The organism is Streptomyces sp. NPDC042002, from assembly GCF_055588305.1.
In genome coordinates, this window is the sequence record NZ_JBVJCT010000007.1 from 131,509 (window position 1) to 149,932 (window position 18,424).

Below are 18,424 nucleotides of genomic sequence, written 5' to 3' on the forward strand. Positions count from 1 at the left end.
GCTACGGAGCCCAGCACCGAGCCCGGTACGGAGCCTGGTCAGAGCCCGGTACGGAAGGCCCCCGTCACCCCTCCAGCAACCGCTGCCCCACGTACTCCCCCTCCGGCGCGCCGCCCGGCACCGCGAAGAGCCCGCTCGACTCGTGGCGGATGAACGTCGAGAGCGCGTCACCGCGGTCGAGTTTGCGCTGGACGGGGACGAAGCCGCGCACCGGATCGGCCTGCCAGCACACGAAGAGCAGGCCCGCGTCGGGTGTCCCGTCGGTGCCGATGCCGTCGTGGAAGGAGAACGGGCGGCGCAGCATCGCGGCGCCGCCGTTCTGGTCGGGCCGGGTGATGCGGGCGTGCGCGTTGACGGGCACGACCGGGCTGCCGTCGGCGTCGGTCTTGTCCAGGTCCATCGCGGTGGTCTCGGTGCCGCCGCTCAGCGGCGCCCCGGTGGACTTCTTCCGCCCGATGACGTCCTCCTGGGCGTTGCCCGAGAGCTTCTCCCAGTCGTCGAGAAGCATGCGGATACGGCGTACGACGGCGTACGAGCCGTTCGCCATCCATCCCGGGTCGCCGGAGGCGGGGACGAAGACGCGCCCGTCGAAGTCGGGCTCGGACGGCTTCGGATTGCGGGTGCCGTCGATCTGGCCCATCAGGTTGCGCGCGGTCATCGGCTCGGCGGTGGCGCCCGGAGAGCGGTTGAAACCGTTCATCTGCCAGCGCACACGCGCCGCGCTGCCCGCGTCCTTCTGGATCGCGCGCAGGGCGTGGAAGGCGACGAGGGCGTCGTTCGCGCCGATCTGCACCCACAGGTCGCCGTCGCTGCGCGCCTTGTCGAGCCGGTCGGAGGAGAAGTCGGGCAGCGGGTCCAGGGCGACCGGGCGCTGCTTCTCCAGGCCCGTACGCGCGAAGAAGCTGTGTCCGAAGCCGAAGGTGACGGTGAGGGACGACGGGCCGGCGTCACGCGCGACATCCGTGTCCTCGTGGGCCGCGGCCTCGCCCGCCATCAGCCGCTCGGCCGTCACCGACCAGCGGCGCAGCAGCGCGGCGGCCTCCCTGCGGCCCGCGCCCGCCGTCAGGTCGAAGGCGACGAGGTGGCCGCGTGCCTGGAGCGCGGTGGTGATGCCGGGCTGATGTTTCCCGTGAAACATTGCCATGTCCGCGCCGACCGAGGTCAGCGGGACGGTCTTCTCGGGGGTGGGCGCCGCCGCGTAGCCCACGGCCGCCCCCGCCGCTCCGAGGGCGAGCCCGGTGGCGCCGGCGGTGCCGAGCAGTCGGCGCCGCGACATGACCCCCTTCGGGGAGTCTCCGGGAGTCGCGATGCCAGGAGACCCGATGCCGGGGGACGCCTCGGGGGAGGGGGCCTTCCGAGCGGAGGAGGAGGTCCCGGGGGTGGACTGGTCAGCCATGGTCAGGTTCAGCCGATCTGCGCGTTCTTGTTCACGGTGGCCTGGTCGATGTCCGAGGTGCGCACGGTCACCGCGATCTTCCAGTCGCCCGCCATGGGGATCTGCACTCCGCTCGCCGCCCAGTGTCCGGTGGCGACCCGGTCGGGGGTCACGGGCAGCGGGCCGACATCCTTCGCCGCGAGCGTGAAGGCGACCTTCACCTCGGGGACGTCGAAGGCCTTGCCGTTCGGCCGGACCACGAAGACGTGCATGTCGTTGCCGCCGACGCGGGCCGGGTCGAGGGTGACCTCCACCGTGCCCTTGCCGTCCTCGCCGCCCGTGTCGAACGGGATCTTCAGGGACAGCGGCCCGGAGCGCTGCGAGGCGGACGCGGTGGCCTGCCGGGCCGCCTCCGCCGTACGCCCGGGCTCGGTGGTCGTCAGCGCGGTCGTGACCGCGAGCAGGACGACCGCGACCCCGGCCTCGGCGAGCACCGAGCGGCGCAGCCCCGAGCGGTGCGGGTCGGCGTCGCGGACGCGCTTCTCGCGCGTGGAGGCCACGGCGGCCTGCTGCCGGGCGAGTTGGGCGGCGCGCCGGGAGTCGGCGGGGGCGGTGGCGGGCGTCCGCGGCGTGGAGCGCTGCTCCACGATGGCGGCGGCCTCGGGAGCCGTCGCCTCGGCCAGTTGGGCCGTCCAGCGCCGCGAGATCCACGCGATGCCCACGAGCAGGGCCACCAGGCCGACCTTGACGAGCAGCAGCTGTCCGTACGTCGTGTCGGTGAGCGCCGACCAGGATCCGAGCTGCCGCCACGACTGGTAGATCCCGGTCGAGACCAGGACGAGGACGGCGCCGAACGCGAGGCGGGAGAACCGGCGTACGGCCGTCGCCTCGATCTGCGCGTCCGCCGGCGCCCGGAACAGGGCCACCACCAGCGTCGACAGACCGCCGAGCCAGACGGCGACGGCCAGCAGGTGCAGGACGTCGACGGGCATCGCGATGCCCGGCTGGATGCCGGTGGAGGCGTGCTCGGCCATGGCCCAGGTCGCGGCCAGGCCGGCTGCGACGACCGCGCCGCCGACGGCGAGTCCGAAGGTGAGATCGCTCTTCTCCGCGGCCAGGTCGTCGGCGTCGACGGCCAGGTCCCCGGCGGCCGCGGCGTCGCCGTCCGCCGCCCCGGCCGGTTCGCCGACCGTCGCCTTCGTGACGACGGTCTTCGTGCCGGCCGCCTGCGCACCAGCCGCTTTCGTGCCGGCCGCCTGCGCACCAGCCGCTTTCGTGCCGGCCGTCTTCGTGTCAGCCGTCTTCGCGGTAACCGCGTTCGTGTCGGTCGTCTTCGCGGTAACCGTCTTCGCGGCGACGGTCCTCGTGCCCGCCATACCGGCGGATTCCTCCGTGCCGGCCGTCTCCGTCGCGGTGGTGTCCCCGGCTTCGGTACTGGCCGCCGCCCGTTCGTCCTCGTCGCGCTTGGCGTACGCGCCGAAGAGCACCGCGATGAACAGGGCCGCCGCGGCGAGCAGCAGCAGTCGTGACACCAGCGCCGCGCCCGACTTGGTCTGCAGCACCTCCCCGAGCAGGGTCAGGTCGAAGATGTCGCCGACCTTGCCGGACCCCACGTACGAACCGCGCAGGAGCAGCAGGGCGAGCGTGGAGGCGGTCAGCGTGAGCCAGCCGGAGACCACGAGCCGCTGCACCGGCCGGATGCCGGAGCCCCGCTGCCAGCAGCCCAGCACGAAGGCGGCGCCGCCGACGAGCACGATGAATCCCGCGTACGAGAAGTAGCGCGCGGTTCCGTAGAGGAAGCCGACCACGCCGCCGCCCACCGCCTGGTCCGACAGCGCGACGGAGGTCTGCGAGGGGGCGCCGACGGAGAAGGTGAAGGCACCGGACACGGGGTGGCTGTCCGCGGACACCACCTGGTAGGTGACGGTGTACGTGCCGTCGGGCAGCCCGGGGCGCACCTTCAGGCCGTACGTGTCGCCGCCCAGGTCGCTCGCGCCGCCGGTGTCGACCCGCTTGCCCTTGGGGTCGAGCACGCGGAGCGAGCCGTCGTTCAGCGAGACCTGCTCGGAGAAGGTGAGCGAGACCTGGGTGGGTGCCTGGTCGACCACCGATCCCTGCGTCGGGTTGCTCCCGGTCAGCGCGGCGTGCGCGGAGGCGGGCGCGGCGCCCGCCAGGAGCGCGCCGCAGACGGCGAGGAACAGCAGCAGGAGGGTCCGGAAGCGGGGGGCGATGGTCAGTGTCACGGTGATGCCTCCCTCAGTGCCCGGTCTTCGGGTTGTATGTCGCGGACTTCACGGGCATGGAGATCCTGATCGTGCCGGACTTGGCGAAGTGCAGTTCCACGGACACCTTCTCGCCCTGTTCGGGCTTGTGGGTGAGCTTTGCGAACATGAGGTGGTTGCCGCCGCTCGCGAAGTCCAGGGTGCCCTCGGCGGGCACGGCGAATGATTTCTTCTCCCGCATCGCGCCGTCCTCGGTCGCGTGCATCGTCACCTGGTCCGAGAGGTCGCTGGTGACCGAGGTGAGCGTGTCGGCGCCGCCGGAGTCGGTGACGGTGAAGAAGCCCGCCGCCATGGTGTCCATGCTCGGGGCGGGCATGTAGGCGCCGGTGACCTTGAGTTCGGGCTCCGCCGAGGGCGACGAGGAGCCCGAGCCGCAGCCCGCCAGTGTCCCGGCGGCGGCTATGACCAGGGCGCCGGCGGCGAGGAGTCCGGTGCGACGGCCCGGACGGCCGCTCACGGGTTCTCCCCCTCGGCGATCTTGGGCAGGTCCTTGGTGTAGTCGTCGACGGTGGCGTCCTCGCCGTACAGCACATAGCCCGCGTCGGTCTTCGGCGAGAAGGCGATGACCTGGGTGCCGTGCACGGAGACGACCTTGCCGTTCTTGTCCTTGGTGGTCGGCTCGATGGTGATGCCCAGGGTGCGGGCCCCGGCCTGGATCGTGGCGAAGTCGCCGGTCAGGCCGATGAAGTCGGGGTCGATGCCCTTGAGCCACGCGCCGAGCGCGGCGGGGGTGTCGCGGGCCGGGTCGGTGGTGACGAACACGACGCGCAGCTTGTCCTGCTCGGCCTTCGGCAACTGCTTCTTGGCGACCGCGAGGTTGTTCATCGTCAGGGGGCAGACGTCGGGGCAGTGGGTGTATCCGAAGTAGATGAGCGTCGGCCGGCCCTTGGTCTCCGCGCGCAGGTCGTACTTCTTGCCGGTCGTGTCGGTGAGCACGAGGTCCGGCTTCTCGAAGGGATTGTCGAGGACCGTCGCGGCCTTGCCGGAGCCCGCCTCGGCGGACACGACGGCGACCGGCTTGTTGCTGTCGTCGCCACCGCCGCAGGCGGAGAGGGTCAGAGCGGCGGCGGCGAACAGGGCGGCCACCGCGTACGTCTTCTTGCGCATAGAAAAATGTCCCAGATGTGAGCGCTCCGGTGCGCACCGGGGGTCGAACGAGGCCGAACGGCCAGGTCGGACGTGACCGGGGGCGGGTCCGGGCCGGTCGGGTCGGGCCGAGCCGGTCCGGTCGGTCCGGAGAGCCGCGTCCGCGACCCTCCGGTGCGCACCGGGAGCGGTTGTGTCTCAGTACCTCAGGTGTTTGCGGGCACCTCAGGCGTTCGTACGCCGCCGGCCGGCCAGAACGCCGTACGCCACGCCCGCCAGGCCGACGGCGATGCCCACGACGCCGAGCACGCGCGCGGTGGTGTCGCCGCCGTCCGCGGAGGGGGCCGCCTCGGTGGTGTCCTTGGCGGTCTTCCCGGTGTCGGTGGCGTCCTCCGCGACGGCGGACCCGTGATGGCCTTCCTCGGTCGCGGCCGAGAGTGCGAGCACCGGAGCCGGGTTCTCGGGCTCTTCCGCGCCCGCCTTCTGCGGCTCGATCCAGCGCACGACCTCCTTGTCGGAGTACGTCTGGACGGCCTTGAAGACGAGTTCGTCGGTGTCCTCGGGAAGCGCGCCGATGGAGAGCGGGAACTTCTGGAAGAAGCCCGGCTCGATGCCCTTGCCGTCGGCGGTCCAGGTGACCTTGGTGACGGCCTCGCTGATCTTCTCGCCGTGCGCGGTGACCGGCTTGGCCAGCTTGGACTTGGTGACCTTCACGGTCCAGCCGTCGAGCGGCTGCGGCATGACGGAGGCCAGCGGGTGGTCGGCCGGGAGGTTCACCTCGACCTGGGTGGTCGAGGCGTTGTCGCGCTCGTTGGGCACCTTGAAGTTCACGACGGCGTAGCCGCCCTTGGAGGCCGCACCCTCGGGCTGCACGCTGACGTGCGCGAACGCGGGGGCGGACAGGGCGAGAACGGCCGTGGCGGCGACGGTGCCGACGGCGGCGAGACGAGAAGCCTTCATGGAAAGGAACACTCCACTTTCAGTCCGGTGACGAAGGGGACGCGCGCGCCTCGGTGTCCCGCGGAAGAGGCGGGACGGCGCCCGGGGGAGACCCGGTGGGCACGCGCGCGTGCGGCACGACCGCGTCCCCTTCGAGAAGGTCCGTGAAGCCCGTGAGGTCCATGAAGTCGAGGACTTCGGGGACTCGGGGAATTCAGCGGATTCCGTGAAGCGGCGCGTCGTGTCAGGCGACGAGGACGAGTGCGGTGGAGGCGGGCGGCCCGCGGCGGACGACGGTGTGCTGGAGGGCGGTCGTCCGTGGAGCGAGGGGCGCGAGCAGCGCGGTGCGAGGCGTGCGCGCGACTTCGGGCGCCCCGGGAAGTCCCGTACGCAGGGCGCGTACGAGTGTCAGAGCGGCGCGCAAGGACCGTACGAGCGCCGCTTCCGCGACTCCCTGCGCCGACAGCCGCATGAGACGCAGGAGCGCCAGGTCGCCGCGGCGCAGCACCCACCCGGCGGCGACGGCCGCGAGAACGTGGCCGAGCAGCATCGTCAGGGAGGGCAGCACCGGCATCGGGGTTCCCGCGGCGGCCGGTACGGCGTCCGCGGCATGGCGCATGGACGACGTCATGCCCGTCATGCCCGTGTCGATCCGCGCGTCGACGAGGATCTTCCGGGCGGCCGCGGGGCTGATCGCCGTCGCGGCCGTACCGCACACCAGGTGGGCGGCCCGCGCCACGAGCGAGGCGTCGGACATCGACATCCCCGAGGCCGTCGAGCCCGTGGACCCGGTGGCCGTCGCAGTGGCCTGCAGGCCCAGTCCGAAGAGCGTGTGCAGCACGGTCTGGCCGAACGCGAGGAGCGCCACGATGCCCGGCAGCGCGCGTTCCCGTCCCGCCAGCGCCGCGGCGACGGCGAAGACCGCGAGGAAGCCGGCGCCCAGCGTCCACAGGGGGACCGTGGCGCAGGAGGCGATTCCGTGACCGACCGCGGCCAGCACGACGCAGACCGCGGCGAACACCGCGGCCCTCAGGGTCCGGAGGCCTGCTCCGGAGCGCGCCGAACGCTGGTGGGGGGCAGTCATGGCGGGCCCATCATCGCACTGGGCGCGGACGCCCCACGCGGCAGGTCCGATTGATGGCATGTGACCGGTCCGTCCGCAACGCGGCGTTGGGCCGGAAGGCCGTCATCCGGCGTCGACTCGCTTGTGCATACACCGCCCCTTCGCGAGAGCGCATCGGCCGTATGGGCGGCATCACGTCGCGTATGCGATTGCGCACGGGTGGTTGCGGCAATACGTAACGGTATGTCGAGCCGCGGCCGGGAGGCTGGAGCATGAGCATCTGGTGGTCACTCCATTTGCGGCGCGAGGCTGCGAGTGTTCCGCTCGCCAGACGCCTCTTGCTCGGCACGATGGAGAGCGCGGGTGTCGACCCGGACATCTCGTACGACCTCTCCGTCGCTCTCACCGAGGCCTGTGCCAACGCCGTCGAGCACGGCGGTGACGACGTGCGGGGCGCGTCCTGCGAGGCGTACCGCGTGACGGCCTATCTCGACGGCGATCAGTGCCGCATCGAAGTCGCCGATTCCGGTCCCGGTTTTCCCGCCGGGAACTCCCGCACTCTGCTCCGCCAGGCCGGGGAGGAGGCGGAGCACGGCCGGGGGCTGTGCCTGATCCGCGAGCTCGCCGACCACGTCCACATCGGCAACAAGCCGGGGCGGGGCGGTGCGGTGGTGAGCTTCGACAAGATCCTCAAGTGGAAGAAGGTTCCCTCGCTGCTGCCGGCTTGATGCGCCGGGCGGCGGCGACGTCCGACCGTGGCGTCTGACCGCGCGGGCCGACCGTGCCGTCTGACCGCGCGGGCCGACCCCGCCGCCGGGAGAACACCGGTCGCCGAAAGGAGCCCTTCACTCCACGGCCTGGGCTCCGGGTGCCCCGGAGCCCACAGGTCCGTCACAGGCTGCACCCAGGTTCTTGAGGGCTGATGTGCCTAGTTTTCCCTCGCACGCAGCCGGCTTCGTCTCCAGGTGCCTTCACCGCCGGCGTCCTCATGGGAAGGGGTACGTCGATGAGCAGCCGCGAGGGCGATGAGGTGCTGGCGCGGGCCGCGGTGGCCGCGTTGACCCGTCAGCTGGTGCTGACGCCCAAACCCGGACTGCCCGACCCGCGTGACCTCCGCGCCCGGGTCACCCGGCGGGATCTCGGCTCCCTGCGCTGGTCCGCCAAGGCGCTCACCCCCGGCCTCGCGGCCATGGCCGCCGCCGCCCGCCGCACCGGCCGGGCCACGCCCGAACTCCGCGCGGAGCTGGGCTCGATCGGCCGGTGCACCGAGCACTCGGTGGCCCTGACGGGCGGCGGCCACCGCGGTGCCCTGTGGGTTCTCGGGCTGCTGGTCGCCGCGGCGGCGCTGGACCCCGGGGGCGCTGGAGCCGATGTCACCGCGACGGCCAAGCGGATCGCGGCGCACGCCGACCGGCGGGCACCACGGCGGCCGTCCCGCGGCTCGTCCGTCTCCGCGAAGTACGGCGCGGCGGGTGCGCGCGGTGAGGCGCGTGCCGGATTCCCGCACGTGCGACGGGCGTTGGACGCGCTCGCCGGCGCCCGCTCGGCCGGCGTGCCCGAACCGTGCGCCCGTCTCGACGCCCTCCTCACCGTCATGTCCACCCTCCAGGACACCGAGTTGCTGTACACCGCCGGTCCCCATGGCCTCCGTCATGTCCAGGCGGGCGCCCGGGGCGTGCTGGAGGCGGGAGGTACGTCCACGGAGGCGGGGCGGGCGGGCCTGTCCGCCCTCGACGACGATCTCCACGCGCGCGGGTGGAGTCCCCGGGGCAGCGGCGGCCTGATCGCGGGCGCGCTGTTCGTGGACGCTCTGCCGGTCACGCGCCTCTGACGGGCCCGCCCAGGTCTACTCCGGCACCGGACCGGAAGCCGGAGTCCGCGCGGGGCCGCCCTCGTGGTCACGCCGGAGTCCGGAGGCCGCCCCCGGACACACCGCTGGCCGGGCACCCTGAAGGGCACCCGGCCAGCGGTCTCGTATCAGCCCTCGCGGGCACTGGCGTCAGCCCTTGAGGGACGCCATCCAGGCCTCGACCTCGTCCGAGCGGCGCGGCAGGCCGGCCGACAGGTTCCGGTTGCCGTCCTCGGTGACGAGGAGGTCGTCCTCGATACGGACGCCGATGCCGCGGTACTCCTCGGGCACGGTCAGGTCGTCCGCCTGGAAGTACAGGCCCGGCTCGACGGTCAGGCACATGCCCGGCTCCAGCGTGCCCTCGACGTACGTCTCGGTGCGCGCGGAGGCGCAGTCGTGGACGTCCATGCCGAGCATGTGGCCGGTGCCGTGCAGGGTCCAGCGGCGCTGGAGGCCGAGCTCCAGGACGCGCTCGACCGGCCCCTCGACGAGGCCCCACTCGACGAGCTTCTCGGCGAGCACGTGCTGGGCGGCGTCGTGGAAGTCGCGGTACTTGGCGCCCGGCCGCACGGCCGCGATACCGGCCTCCTGGGCCTCGTACACGGCGTCGTAGATCTTCTTCTGGATCTCCGTGTACGTGCCGTTGACCGGGAGCGTGCGCGTGACGTCGGCGGTGTAGAGGGTGTGGGTCTCCACGCCCGCGTCGAGGAGCAGCAGGTCGCCGGAGCGGACCGGGCCGTCGTTGCGCACCCAGTGCAGCGTGCAGGCGTGCGGTCCTGAGGCGCAGATCGAGCCGTAGCCGATGTCGTTGCCCTCGACCCGCGCGCGCAGGAAGAAGGTGCCCTCGATGTAGCGCTCGCTGGTGGCCTCGGCCTTGTCGAGGACCTTCACGACGTCCTCGAAGCCGCGCACGGTGGAGTCGACGGCCTTCTGCAGCTCGCCGGCCTCGAACGCGTCCTTGACGAGCCGTGCCTCGGAGAGGAAGACGCGCAGTTCGTCGTCGTGCTCGCGGGTGACCTTGTCGGTCAGGGCGGCCTCGACCGCGGCGTCGTAGCCGCGCACGACCCGGACGGGTCCGGTGGCTTCCTTCAGCGCGGCCGGCAGTTCGCGGACGTCCGACGCCGGGATGCCGTAGAGCTGCTCGGACTCGGTGAGGGAGTGGCGGCGGCCGACCCACAGCTCGCCCTGTCCGGACAGCCAGAACTCGCCGTTCTCGCGGTTGGAGCGCGGCAGCAGGTAGATCGTCGCCTTGTGACCGTCGGCGACGGGCTCCAGCACGAGGACGCCGTCCTCGGTGAGGTTGCCGGTGAGGTACGCGTACTCGACCGAGGCACGGAAGGGGTACTCCGTGTCGTTCGAGCGGGTCTTCAGGTTGCCCGCCGGGATCACCAGGCGCTCGCCCGGGAAACGAGCGGACAGCGCGGCGCGGCGGGCCGCGGTGTACTCGGCCTGCGCGATGGGCGTGAGACCCCGCAGTTCCGTGTCGGCCCAGCCGGACTTCATGCTGTCGGCCAGTTCGTCGGACACGCCCGGGTACAGGCCGTTCTTGCGCTGCTTGATGGGCTCTTCCTCGCCCGCTTCGTCAGCGGCTTCGTCGAGCACGGCTTCCGGGGTCTCCGGGGTGAGCGCCTCCGACACGGTCTGCCTCCTTGATACGACTCTGGACCTCCCCCATCGTACGGTCGTACTGAAGGGGGCCCAGGGCCGGAAGGCCTATTACACCGGGTATTCGTCCGCTCACTCGAACCGGGCCGCCAGCAGGACCACGTCCTCGTCGCTGTCCACCTCGTCGAGACCGTCCGGCAGCACGCAGCGCAGCACATGGTCGGCGATGGCGCCGGGGTCGTCGCGCAGCGCCCTCGGGACGCTCGCCCCCGCCGCGTGCAGCCGCGCGAAGGCACGGTCCATCGGATCGCCGGTGCGGTGCAGCAGGCCGTCGGTGTAGATCAGCACGGTCTCGCCGGGGTCGGCGGTCAGTTCGACGCTCGGGGCCTCCCAGCACGCGAGCATGCCCAGGGGCGCCGACAGGGAGGTCTCCACGAACTCGGTGCGCCGCGGGCCGATCACCAGGGGCGGGCTGTGTCCGGCACCGGCGAGCGTGAGCTTGCGCAGGGCGGGCTCGCAGTACGCGAAGAGGGCGGTCGCGGAGCGTGCGGGTTCGGTCAGCCGCAGCAGCAGTTCGAGGTCGGAGAGCACGGCGACGGGGTCCTCGCCCTCCATGACGGCGTAGGCCCGCAGGGAGGCCCGCAGCCGGCCCATGGCGGCGACCGCGCTGGGACCGGACCCGGTGACGGAGCCGACCGCGAGGCCGAGCGCGGCGTCGGGCAGCGGCAGCGCGTCGTACCAGTCGCCGCCGCCGCGCGGGCCGGTGCGGTGCCGGGCGGCGAGCTGGACGCCGGACACCCGGGGCAGCCGTGGGGGAAGCAGCTCCGCGGACATCGTCGTCACACAGGCACGCGCCCGTTCCAGCTCCAGCAGCCGCGCCAGGTGTTCCGTGGCGTAACGGACGTAGAGGCCGATGAGGTGGCGCTGACGCTCCACCGGTTCGGCGGGTTCGTCGTAGAGCCATACGGCGGCACCGAGACGGCCCGCCGCCTCCGTGGACAGCGGCAGCGCGTAGCTCGCCGCGTAGCCGAGACGGGCGGCCACCTCGCGGTGGCGCGGGTCGAGTCCGTCCTCCGAGAGGAGGTCCGGCTGGGTGATCTCGCCCTCGCCGCCCGGCAGCCCGTCCAGGATCTTCCCGTACGACATGGAGCTGCGCGGCACCGTCTCGATGTGGCCGAGGTCCGCTCGGGCCAGGCCGAGGCCGATCGTGGTGTCGGGGCCGAGGCCGTCGCCGGGTTCCATGACGACGAGACCGCGCCGGGCGCCCACGAGGGCGGCTCCGGCACGCAGCAGTTCCTGCAGTGCGTCGCTCAGTGTCGCGGTGCGTGCGAGGCGCTCGGTGAGTTCGTGGAGCGTGGTGAGGTCCGAGACCCAGCCCGCGAGACGATCTTGGAGAGCGGCCCCGGGACCGGCCGACGCGGTGGCCGAAGAGGCACCCGCGGGAGCGGGCGCCGGCGCGACAGTGTGTGCGGGCGATGGAACCGTTGAATCGATTCCGGCCACTTTCGGAAGGTGAGGGGCGTTCATGACGTCCGGCTTTCCGACCGGTGCGTATTGCTCAATAGCATCGCAAACCCCCATGTCGTTCTGCGCCGCTAGCGGTGTCTCCACATGTACACGTAGTCGTGAGGGGATGTCCAGCATTGTCCTGCTGGGATTCCTGGTGTCCGTGAGACCGGCGGTAACCCTTGCGGGAAATCAAAATTGGCCTAAAACTGACTCGGGTAACGGCTTATTGAGGTCGACTGGCCTCGTTCGACGGAGCGTCACAGCGGTCGTGATGGGTACGTACTCGGTGAAGGCCAGGGGTGGTTGAGATCCGCCCGGAACCTGGCGACGGACCCGGGCGTCTTAACCACCGACGACCGTGCCCCATCCTCCCGTGGCGGAGGCGGCAAGGAACACGCGGGACGTAAAACGCCAGGCGCCGCCACCCCACGCCATGCCCATGCTCTGGATCCACGCAGTATGGGCGCGGACACAGCCACATGCTCGGCCCAGAGGGGTTCCCCTTGTCTCCAGCGGGGGTGTGATGCGCCAGCAGGTACGCACAGTGAAGTGATCGACACATGGTGTGATGTGATCCTCGGTGTTGCCAGGCGTGCAACGGAAAGGAACGAGCGCTCATGCGCGAGATCCTCGGAAGGCGACGCAGGCTCCTGTCCAGGCGGAACAACGGGAGGCCTGAGATGCTCAGCGCGGCCCTGACCTTCGCGACCGAATGGCGGTGGCCCGTACTCCCGGGTGTGGCGGCCGACCCGCAGGGGCGTGCCCGCTGCGGATGCCCCGACCCGGAGTGCACGGTGCCCGGCGCCCATCCCTTCGACCCCGGCCTTCTCGCGGCCACCACCGACCAGCGCATGGTGCGCTGGTGGTGGACCAACCGGCCGTCGGCCCCCATCGTGCTGGCCACCGGAGGCGGCGCCCCGTGCGCGGTGAGCCTGCCCGCACTCGCGGCGGCCCGCGCTCTCGAGGCCCTCGACCGCACGGGCATGCGCCTCGGCCCGGTCGTCGCGTCCCCCTCCCGCTGGGCGATCCTCGTCGCCCCGTACTCCATGGAGCAGCTCGGCGAACTGCTCTACGCCAAGGACTTCGTTCCCGGCTCCCTGCGCTTCCACGGAGAGGGCGGCTACATCGCGCTGCCGCCGTCCGAGACGGGCCAGGGCCAGATCCGCTGGGAGCGTGCTCCGCTGCCCGGTTCGGCCGCCCCCTGGGTGCCCGACGTGGAGGCCGTGGTGGATGCGGTCGTCGAGGCGCTCACTCGTACGGGTGTGAGCGCTCCCGAGTTGTAGGGGCGTGGGGGGGGGGGGGGGGGGGGGGGGGGGGGGGGGGGGGGGGGGGGGGGGGGGGGGGGGGGGGGGGGTGGGTATGGGAGCGCACTCGGCGGGGGGGGGCCCCCCCCCCCCCCCGTGCGCCCCCCCCCCCCCCCCCCCCCCCCCCCCCCCCGGCCCGTGCTCGTTATCGTCCGCCTATGCAGCGTCATTCTCGGGGGCATCTGGCCTCAACGCCGGCGCGCGGCGGCCCGGACCCCCGAAGAGTCCGTCTGGTGGCGCTGGCCGGTGTCGTGGCGTTCGTCCTCGGCCTGCCACTGGCCGTGGCCTCGGCCGGCTCCGTGGGCGACGACGACTCCGCGGCCGCGCGCGGGGCGGCTCGTACGGAAGACCGGCCGCGGGCGCCCGAACCCCGGCGCTCTCCCCCACTCCTCGGCCTCGGTCTCGCCACCGCCGCCCGGTGCGGCCCCGAGCTCTCCTCGCCCGACGGCGTCGAGGCGCAGACCTGCGTCCTGACGCGGGGCGAGGAGACGTGGGCGCGCACCTACTACCGCAACGCGACCGGCGACGCGCTGAGCTCGGACCTGACTCTGATGGGCCCCGGCGGACGCACGGTGCAGATGAACTGCGCGGTGGACGCGGAGGACGACCCGGGGGCGTGCGAGACGCCCAGGGAGCGCACGGCGGGGGATCCGGGGGCGTATTCGGCGGTCGCGGAGTTCGCGAGGAGCGCCGGCTCCGACGGGCCGCTGCTGCTGCGCTCGGGGAGCAACTCGGGTCGCTGGCAAGGCGGTTGATGCCCTACGGGATTCCGGGCATGGAAAGACCCGGTTGCTGGCGACGGGGGATGCACCAGCAACCGGGCTACTCGAACGGTAACAAGAGATCTGCGGTTCGCAAATTCGATCTCGGCTATTCGGACACGGATTTACCTGTCACAACGGGGAGTTGTGACAGGAGTCACCCGTTTCCGAGGGCCTGACCAGCTGACCGGTCGGTCAGTTTCCCGGTCTGTGGTTCCGCTGTGGGTCAGCTGAGCGTCACCTGGCGGTTGGTGAGCCCCCCGCGCGCGCGGCGTTCGTCCGCGGTCAGCGGCGCGTCCATGGCCAGAGCGGTGGTGAGGCGCTCGGCGAACTCGGCCGCCGGCTTCTCGACGTCGTCCGCCGTGACACCGGTCGGCAGGTCCCAGACCGGCACCGTGAGGCCGTGCGCGCGGAAGGAACCGACCAGCCGGGTGCCCTCCCCGAGGCTGGACCGGCCCTCGGCGTGCAGCCGCGCGAGGGCGTCCAGAAGCTGCTCCTCCGCGTACGGCATGACCCAGCGCAGGTGGTTCTTGTCGGGCGTCTCGCACCAGTAGGCGGCGTCGACCCCGGCGAGCTTCACCGTCGGGATGGCGGCGGCGTTGGCCCGCTCCAGCGAGGCGGTCACCTCGGCCGACGCGTTCTCCGCGTCGGGGACCCAGAATTCGAAGCCGCTGTGCACAACTGGCTCGAAGGTGCCTTCGGGGTCGAGCAGGTCCTGGAGCCGCGGACCGTCGGCCGGGGCGCGCCGGCCCTCGACCGGGGTGCCGGGCGGCGCGACGAGCGCGCGCTGGAGGGTGTCGGCCAGGTCGCGGCTGATGTCGCCGGACGCCGTGTCGTTCTGCAGGCCGAGCAGCACCGAGCCGTCCTCGCGGCGCAGCGCGGGCCACGCCATCGGCAGGACGGTGGCGAGGGTGACCGAGGGAACGTCCTCGGGCAGGCTCTCCTTGAGCTTCAGCTCGACGGTCGCGGCGGGCACCAGCTCGCGCAGCGCGACCCAGTCCCCTTCGCCCCGCAGGCCCTCGAACGGACGGTGCACCAGCTCGGTCACGGCGTGCGCGGCAGCCCGGCCGTGGCAGGCCTTGTAGCGGCGGCCGCTGCCGCAGGGGCAGGGCTCGCGAGCGCCGACAACCGGGATCTCGCCGCCGTCCTTCAACTGCGGCTGCTTGGCCTTCGTCTGGGGTCGCTTCTTGGCCATCGTGGGTGTCTCCCGATCACGGCTCGTCTCGTACTGCCGCGAGCCTAGCCGTTCGTACGGGGACCGACGGGATCCTGTGGACAACGCACCGCGTCGTCCTGGAACCCGGCGGCCGGCCCGCGTGCCCCGGTCCGGTCTCAGTCGAGGTCGTCGAAGGCGTCCACGAAGTCCAGTCCGGGTATCCCGGACACCCTCGGTGACGCGACGCGCGTAGCGAAGTCGTCGTGCCGGCGCGCCGTTTCGACGTCGTCCTGGATGACCACCCACACCGTGACCTCGCCGTGGATGTCGTCCCGTACGCCCCAGTCCTTGGCCAGCGCCCTGATGATGTTCAACCCGCGACCGCCCCGCGCGGTGACCGACGGGGTGGCGGGGACGGGGCGGGTCGGGCCACCACCGTCCGTCACCTCGACCGTCAGCCGTCCCGCCGGGTCGATACGCCAGGTCGCGCGCACATCGCCGTCGCCCGCGAGGGCGTCGCCCAGGGGCCGGCCATGTCGGCAGGCATTGCTGAGCAGTTCGGAAAGGATCAGTACGGCATCGTCGATGACTGTTTCCGCCACACCGCCGGCGCGCAGTTGATCCCGCATCCGGTGTCTTGCTTCCCCCACGCCCGCAGGGCCATGGGGTACGGCCATGCTCGACGACGTGGGCACCTCCTGTGCCACCACCAACGCCACCCCCGAGACCTCCTTTGCCCCACGCCACGGAGTGGATGCCCCTTTGGAATGGACCGGAAACCGGCCAATCAACGTCTGCTGACGCACTCGTAACGATCGAATGCGGAACGAACGCGCCGGTGCACTCCCTGTAATCGAATGGCCGATTCTCGATGGTTTTCGAGGGGTGGCCATGGTGTTTTCCGTGGGTGCGCACTTCGGGGCAGGCCAGGTCAGCGGCCCAGTTGACGCAGTACCGCGCGCGGACGGTTGGTGATGATGGCGTCAATGCCCAGCTCAACGCAGAGATCGACGTCCTCGGGCTCGTTCACGGTCCAGACGTGCACCTGATGTCCGGCTCGTTTCAGTCGTTCGATGTACCCGGGGTGACTGCGTACGATCCGCATCGACGGGCCCGCGATCCGGACACCCGCGGGCAGTCGTCCGTCCCGTAGCCGGGGCGAGACGAACTGGAGCAGATAGACCGTCGGCAGGGTCGGGGACGCGGCGCGGACGCGGTGCAGCGAGCGCGCCGAGAAGCTCATGACGCGCACCGCGGAGTCGTCGGCGGACGCGGGGGCGTCCAGGCCGAAACGCTTCAGCAGGTGCAGCAGCCGTTCCTCGACCTGGCCCGCCCAGCGCGTCGGGTGCTTCGTCTCGATGGCCAGCTCGACGCGGCGGCCGGCGTCGGCGACGAGTTCGAGCAGCCTCTCCAGGGTGAGCACGGAAGTGTCCTCGAGGCCCACGGGGGCGTGCTCCCAGTCGGGCGACTCCTCGCGGTTCTTCCAGGAGCCGAAGTCCAGTGCGGCGAGTTCGGCGAGCTCCAGGGCGGAGACGGCTCCGCGGCCGTTGGACGTACGGTTCACGCGGCGGTCGTGGACGCAGACGAGATGGCCGTCGGCGGTCAGCCGTACATCGCACTCGAGGGCGTCCGCACCGTCCTCGATAGCCTTCTTGTACGCGGCCAGGGTGTGCTCGGGGGCCTCTTCGGAGGCTCCGCGGTGGGCGACGACCTGAATCGGGTGCTGTCGTGCGAGGGTCACCGCGTCATGGTGCCATCGTCGCGCGGCGAGCGTGAGGTGAGATGCGTCCCAATTCATTCCTTTCGACCGTAAAGGTCCGTTATAAAGGATGGCCTCGGACGCACAGCCACCGCTTATGGTGCCCTGACGCCCTGTGGGAAAAGCTGACGGCGTACAAAAGCACATGCACAGCTGAATCGCGCCGGGCCATCGACAAGCGTGAGTGGGCGTGACCGAGTGCGACCGAGAACAACAGCCGTGGATCGAGGAGAAGAGCTGTGAGCACCGAGAACGAGGGCACCGCAGTACCCCCGGCCCCGTCCGCACCTCCCGTGCCGGTGGAAACTCCTGCTGCTTCCGCGCAGGGCGCCTCGCACGCGGGGGGCGCGCCGACCGCTCCGATTCCCGCGGTGCCCGGCACCTCCGGCGCACCGGAGCACGCGTCGGCGCCCGCGGGCATGCCGGCGTACGCGTCGGCCGGAGCCGGGCAGGGGGCCGACCCCTACGGACAGGCCGCGACCCAGGGTTCCGCCCCCGAGGCGGGCTGGCCGCCTCCGCCGCCCGCCACCCCCTCGTACGCCGACGGCGGCGGCTCGGGAACCGGCGGCTGGGGCTCCTCCTACCAGCAGCCCGCCCCGAAGCCGAAGAACGGGCGCGGCGGCCTGGTCGCCGCGGTCCTGGTGGCCGCGCTGGTCGCCGGCGGCGTGGGCGGCGGCATCGGCTATTCCCTGGCCAAGAACAACGACGACTCCACCGACTCGACGACGGTGTCCGCCCCGAGCACCAGCGGCCAGGTCAAGCGCGCCTCGGGCACGGTCGCGAACGTGGCGGCCAACGCGCTGCCGAGCACCGTCACCATCGAGGCGCAGAGCACCAACGGCGAGGGCGGCACCGGCACGGGCTTCGTCTTCGACAAGCAGGGCCACATCCTCACCAACAACCACGTGGTGGCGGACGCGGTCGACGGCGGCAAGCTCACCGCGACCTTCCCGAGCGGCAAGAAGTACGACGCCGAGGTGGTCGGCCACGCGCAGGGGTACGACGTCGCGGTCATCAAGCTGAAGAACGCGCCCTCGGACCTGAAGCCGCTCGTCCTGGGCGACTCCGACAAGGTGGCCGTCGGCGATCCCACGATCGCGATCGGCGCGCCCTTCGGTCTCTCCAACACGGTGACCACGGGCATCATCAGCGCGAAGAACCGTCCGGTCGCCTCCAGCGACGGCAGCGCCAGCAGCAAGTCCTCGTACATGAGCGCCCTGCAGACGGACGCCTCGATCAACCCGGGCAACTCCGGCGGTCCCCTGATCGACGCCTCGGGCGCGGTGATCGGCATCAACTCGGCGATCCAGTCGTCGACCAGTGGCGGTCTCGGCAGCTCCGGCCAGTCCGGTTCCATCGGCCTGGGCTTCGCGATCCCGATCAACCAGGCCAAGTACGTCGCCCAGCAGCTGATCCAGACCGGCAAGCCGGTCTACGCGAAGATCGGTGCCTCGGTCTCCCTGGAGGACGGCACGGGCGGCGCGAAGATCACCGAGCAGGGCGCGAGCGGCTCGTCGGCGGTCGAGTCCGGCGGCCCCGCGGCCAAGGCGGGTCTCAAGCCCGGCGACGTCATCACCAAGCTCGACGACATGGTGGTCGACAGCGGCCCGACCCTCATCGGCGCCATCTGGACCCACAAGCCCGGCGACACCGTCAAGCTCACCTACACGCGCGACGGCAAGACCCACACGGTCGACGTCACCCTGGGCTCCCGGGAGGGCGACAACTGACCCTCG

General features: G+C 71.9%; 16 protein-coding genes. 5 read left to right on the forward strand and 11 right to left on the reverse strand.

Annotated elements, in window-relative coordinates; genetic code table 11:
* Positions 1–64 precede the first annotated feature (64 nt).
* The 6 genes from efeB to ACZ6KY_RS13730 all read right to left on the reverse strand — a co-directional run bounded on the left by efeB (position 65) and on the right by ACZ6KY_RS13730 (position 6,766).
* The gene (efeB, locus tag ACZ6KY_RS13705) at positions 65–1,396 is read right to left on the reverse strand and encodes an iron uptake transporter deferrochelatase/peroxidase subunit (protein WP_469310483.1); all 1,332 of its coding nucleotides are present in this window, start codon (positions 1,394–1,396) and stop codon (positions 65–67) included.
* An 8-nt stretch (positions 1,397–1,404) separates the two neighbouring features.
* Positions 1,405–3,618 carry a copper resistance CopC/CopD family protein gene (locus ACZ6KY_RS13710; protein ID WP_469310484.1) on the reverse strand — a complete coding sequence of 738 codons (2,214 nt, stop codon included), beginning with the start codon at positions 3,616–3,618 and terminating at the stop codon, positions 1,405–1,407.
* Positions 3,619–3,631: 13 nt separating this feature from the next.
* Positions 3,632–4,114, reverse strand: coding sequence for a copper chaperone PCu(A)C (locus ACZ6KY_RS13715; RefSeq protein ID WP_469310485.1), 483 nt, complete (start codon positions 4,112–4,114; stop codon positions 3,632–3,634).
* A complete protein-coding gene (locus ACZ6KY_RS13720) occupies positions 4,111–4,764 on the reverse strand; it encodes an SCO family protein (protein WP_469310486.1) in 654 nt (217 codons plus the stop codon). Before ACZ6KY_RS13720 ends, ACZ6KY_RS13715 begins: the two co-directional genes overlap by 4 nt.
* Positions 4,765–4,968: 204 nt before the next feature.
* Positions 4,969–5,703 carry a YcnI family copper-binding membrane protein gene (locus ACZ6KY_RS13725; RefSeq protein WP_469310487.1) on the reverse strand — a complete coding sequence of 245 codons (735 nt, stop codon included), beginning with the start codon at positions 5,701–5,703 and terminating at the stop codon, positions 4,969–4,971.
* A 223-nt stretch (positions 5,704–5,926) separates the two neighbouring features.
* Positions 5,927–6,766 (reverse strand): hypothetical protein, encoded by an 840-nt coding sequence (locus tag ACZ6KY_RS13730; protein WP_469310488.1) that lies wholly within the window; start codon positions 6,764–6,766, stop codon positions 5,927–5,929.
* A gap of 251 nt (positions 6,767–7,017) precedes the next feature.
* Here ACZ6KY_RS13730 and ACZ6KY_RS13735 point away from each other — a divergent pair, with 251 nt between their 5' ends.
* Both ACZ6KY_RS13735 and ACZ6KY_RS13740 read left to right on the forward strand, forming a co-directional pair.
* Positions 7,018–7,473, forward strand: coding sequence for an ATP-binding protein (locus ACZ6KY_RS13735; RefSeq protein WP_469310489.1), 456 nt, complete (start codon positions 7,018–7,020; stop codon positions 7,471–7,473).
* Positions 7,474–7,751: 278 nt separating this feature from the next.
* Positions 7,752–8,576, forward strand: coding sequence for a triphosphoribosyl-dephospho-CoA synthase (locus ACZ6KY_RS13740; protein WP_469310490.1), 825 nt, complete (start codon positions 7,752–7,754; stop codon positions 8,574–8,576).
* Between the two features lie 168 nt (positions 8,577–8,744).
* Here the strand turns inward: ACZ6KY_RS13740 and ACZ6KY_RS13745 are convergent, their stop codons facing one another.
* Positions 8,745–10,232, reverse strand: coding sequence for an aminopeptidase P family protein (locus ACZ6KY_RS13745; protein ID WP_469310491.1), 1,488 nt, complete (start codon positions 10,230–10,232; stop codon positions 8,745–8,747).
* Between the two features lie 99 nt (positions 10,233–10,331).
* Positions 10,332–11,843, reverse strand: a complete 1,512-nt coding sequence (locus tag ACZ6KY_RS13750) for a PP2C family protein-serine/threonine phosphatase (protein WP_469310492.1) — start codon at positions 11,841–11,843, stop codon at positions 10,332–10,334.
* Between the two features lie 482 nt (positions 11,844–12,325).
* Between ACZ6KY_RS13750 and ACZ6KY_RS13755 the strand changes: the two genes are divergently transcribed.
* Positions 12,326–12,991 carry a bifunctional DNA primase/polymerase gene (locus tag ACZ6KY_RS13755; RefSeq protein WP_469310493.1) on the forward strand — a complete coding sequence of 222 codons (666 nt, stop codon included), beginning with the start codon at positions 12,326–12,328 and terminating at the stop codon, positions 12,989–12,991.
* 179 nt (positions 12,992–13,170) lie between these two features.
* Positions 13,171–13,767 (forward strand): hypothetical protein, encoded by a 597-nt coding sequence (locus ACZ6KY_RS13760; RefSeq protein WP_469310494.1) that lies wholly within the window; start codon positions 13,171–13,173, stop codon positions 13,765–13,767.
* A gap of 232 nt (positions 13,768–13,999) precedes the next feature.
* Here the strand turns inward: ACZ6KY_RS13760 and ACZ6KY_RS13765 are convergent, their stop codons facing one another.
* The 3 genes from ACZ6KY_RS13765 to ACZ6KY_RS13775 form a co-directional block, all read right to left on the reverse strand.
* Positions 14,000–14,968 carry a DUF5926 family protein gene (locus tag ACZ6KY_RS13765; RefSeq protein ID WP_469310495.1) on the reverse strand — a complete coding sequence of 323 codons (969 nt, stop codon included), beginning with the start codon at positions 14,966–14,968 and terminating at the stop codon, positions 14,000–14,002.
* A 137-nt stretch (positions 14,969–15,105) separates the two neighbouring features.
* A complete protein-coding gene (locus ACZ6KY_RS13770) occupies positions 15,106–15,735 on the reverse strand; it encodes an ATP-binding protein (RefSeq protein ID WP_469310635.1) in 630 nt (209 codons plus the stop codon).
* A 125-nt stretch (positions 15,736–15,860) separates the two neighbouring features.
* Positions 15,861–16,670, reverse strand: coding sequence for a glycerophosphodiester phosphodiesterase (locus ACZ6KY_RS13775; protein ID WP_469310496.1), 810 nt, complete (start codon positions 16,668–16,670; stop codon positions 15,861–15,863).
* A gap of 257 nt (positions 16,671–16,927) precedes the next feature.
* Here ACZ6KY_RS13775 and ACZ6KY_RS13780 point away from each other — a divergent pair, with 257 nt between their 5' ends.
* The gene (locus ACZ6KY_RS13780; RefSeq protein ID WP_469310497.1) at positions 16,928–18,418 is read left to right on the forward strand and encodes a S1C family serine protease; all 1,491 of its coding nucleotides are present in this window, start codon (positions 16,928–16,930) and stop codon (positions 18,416–18,418) included.
* The last annotated feature ends 6 nt before the right edge of the window (positions 18,419–18,424 follow it).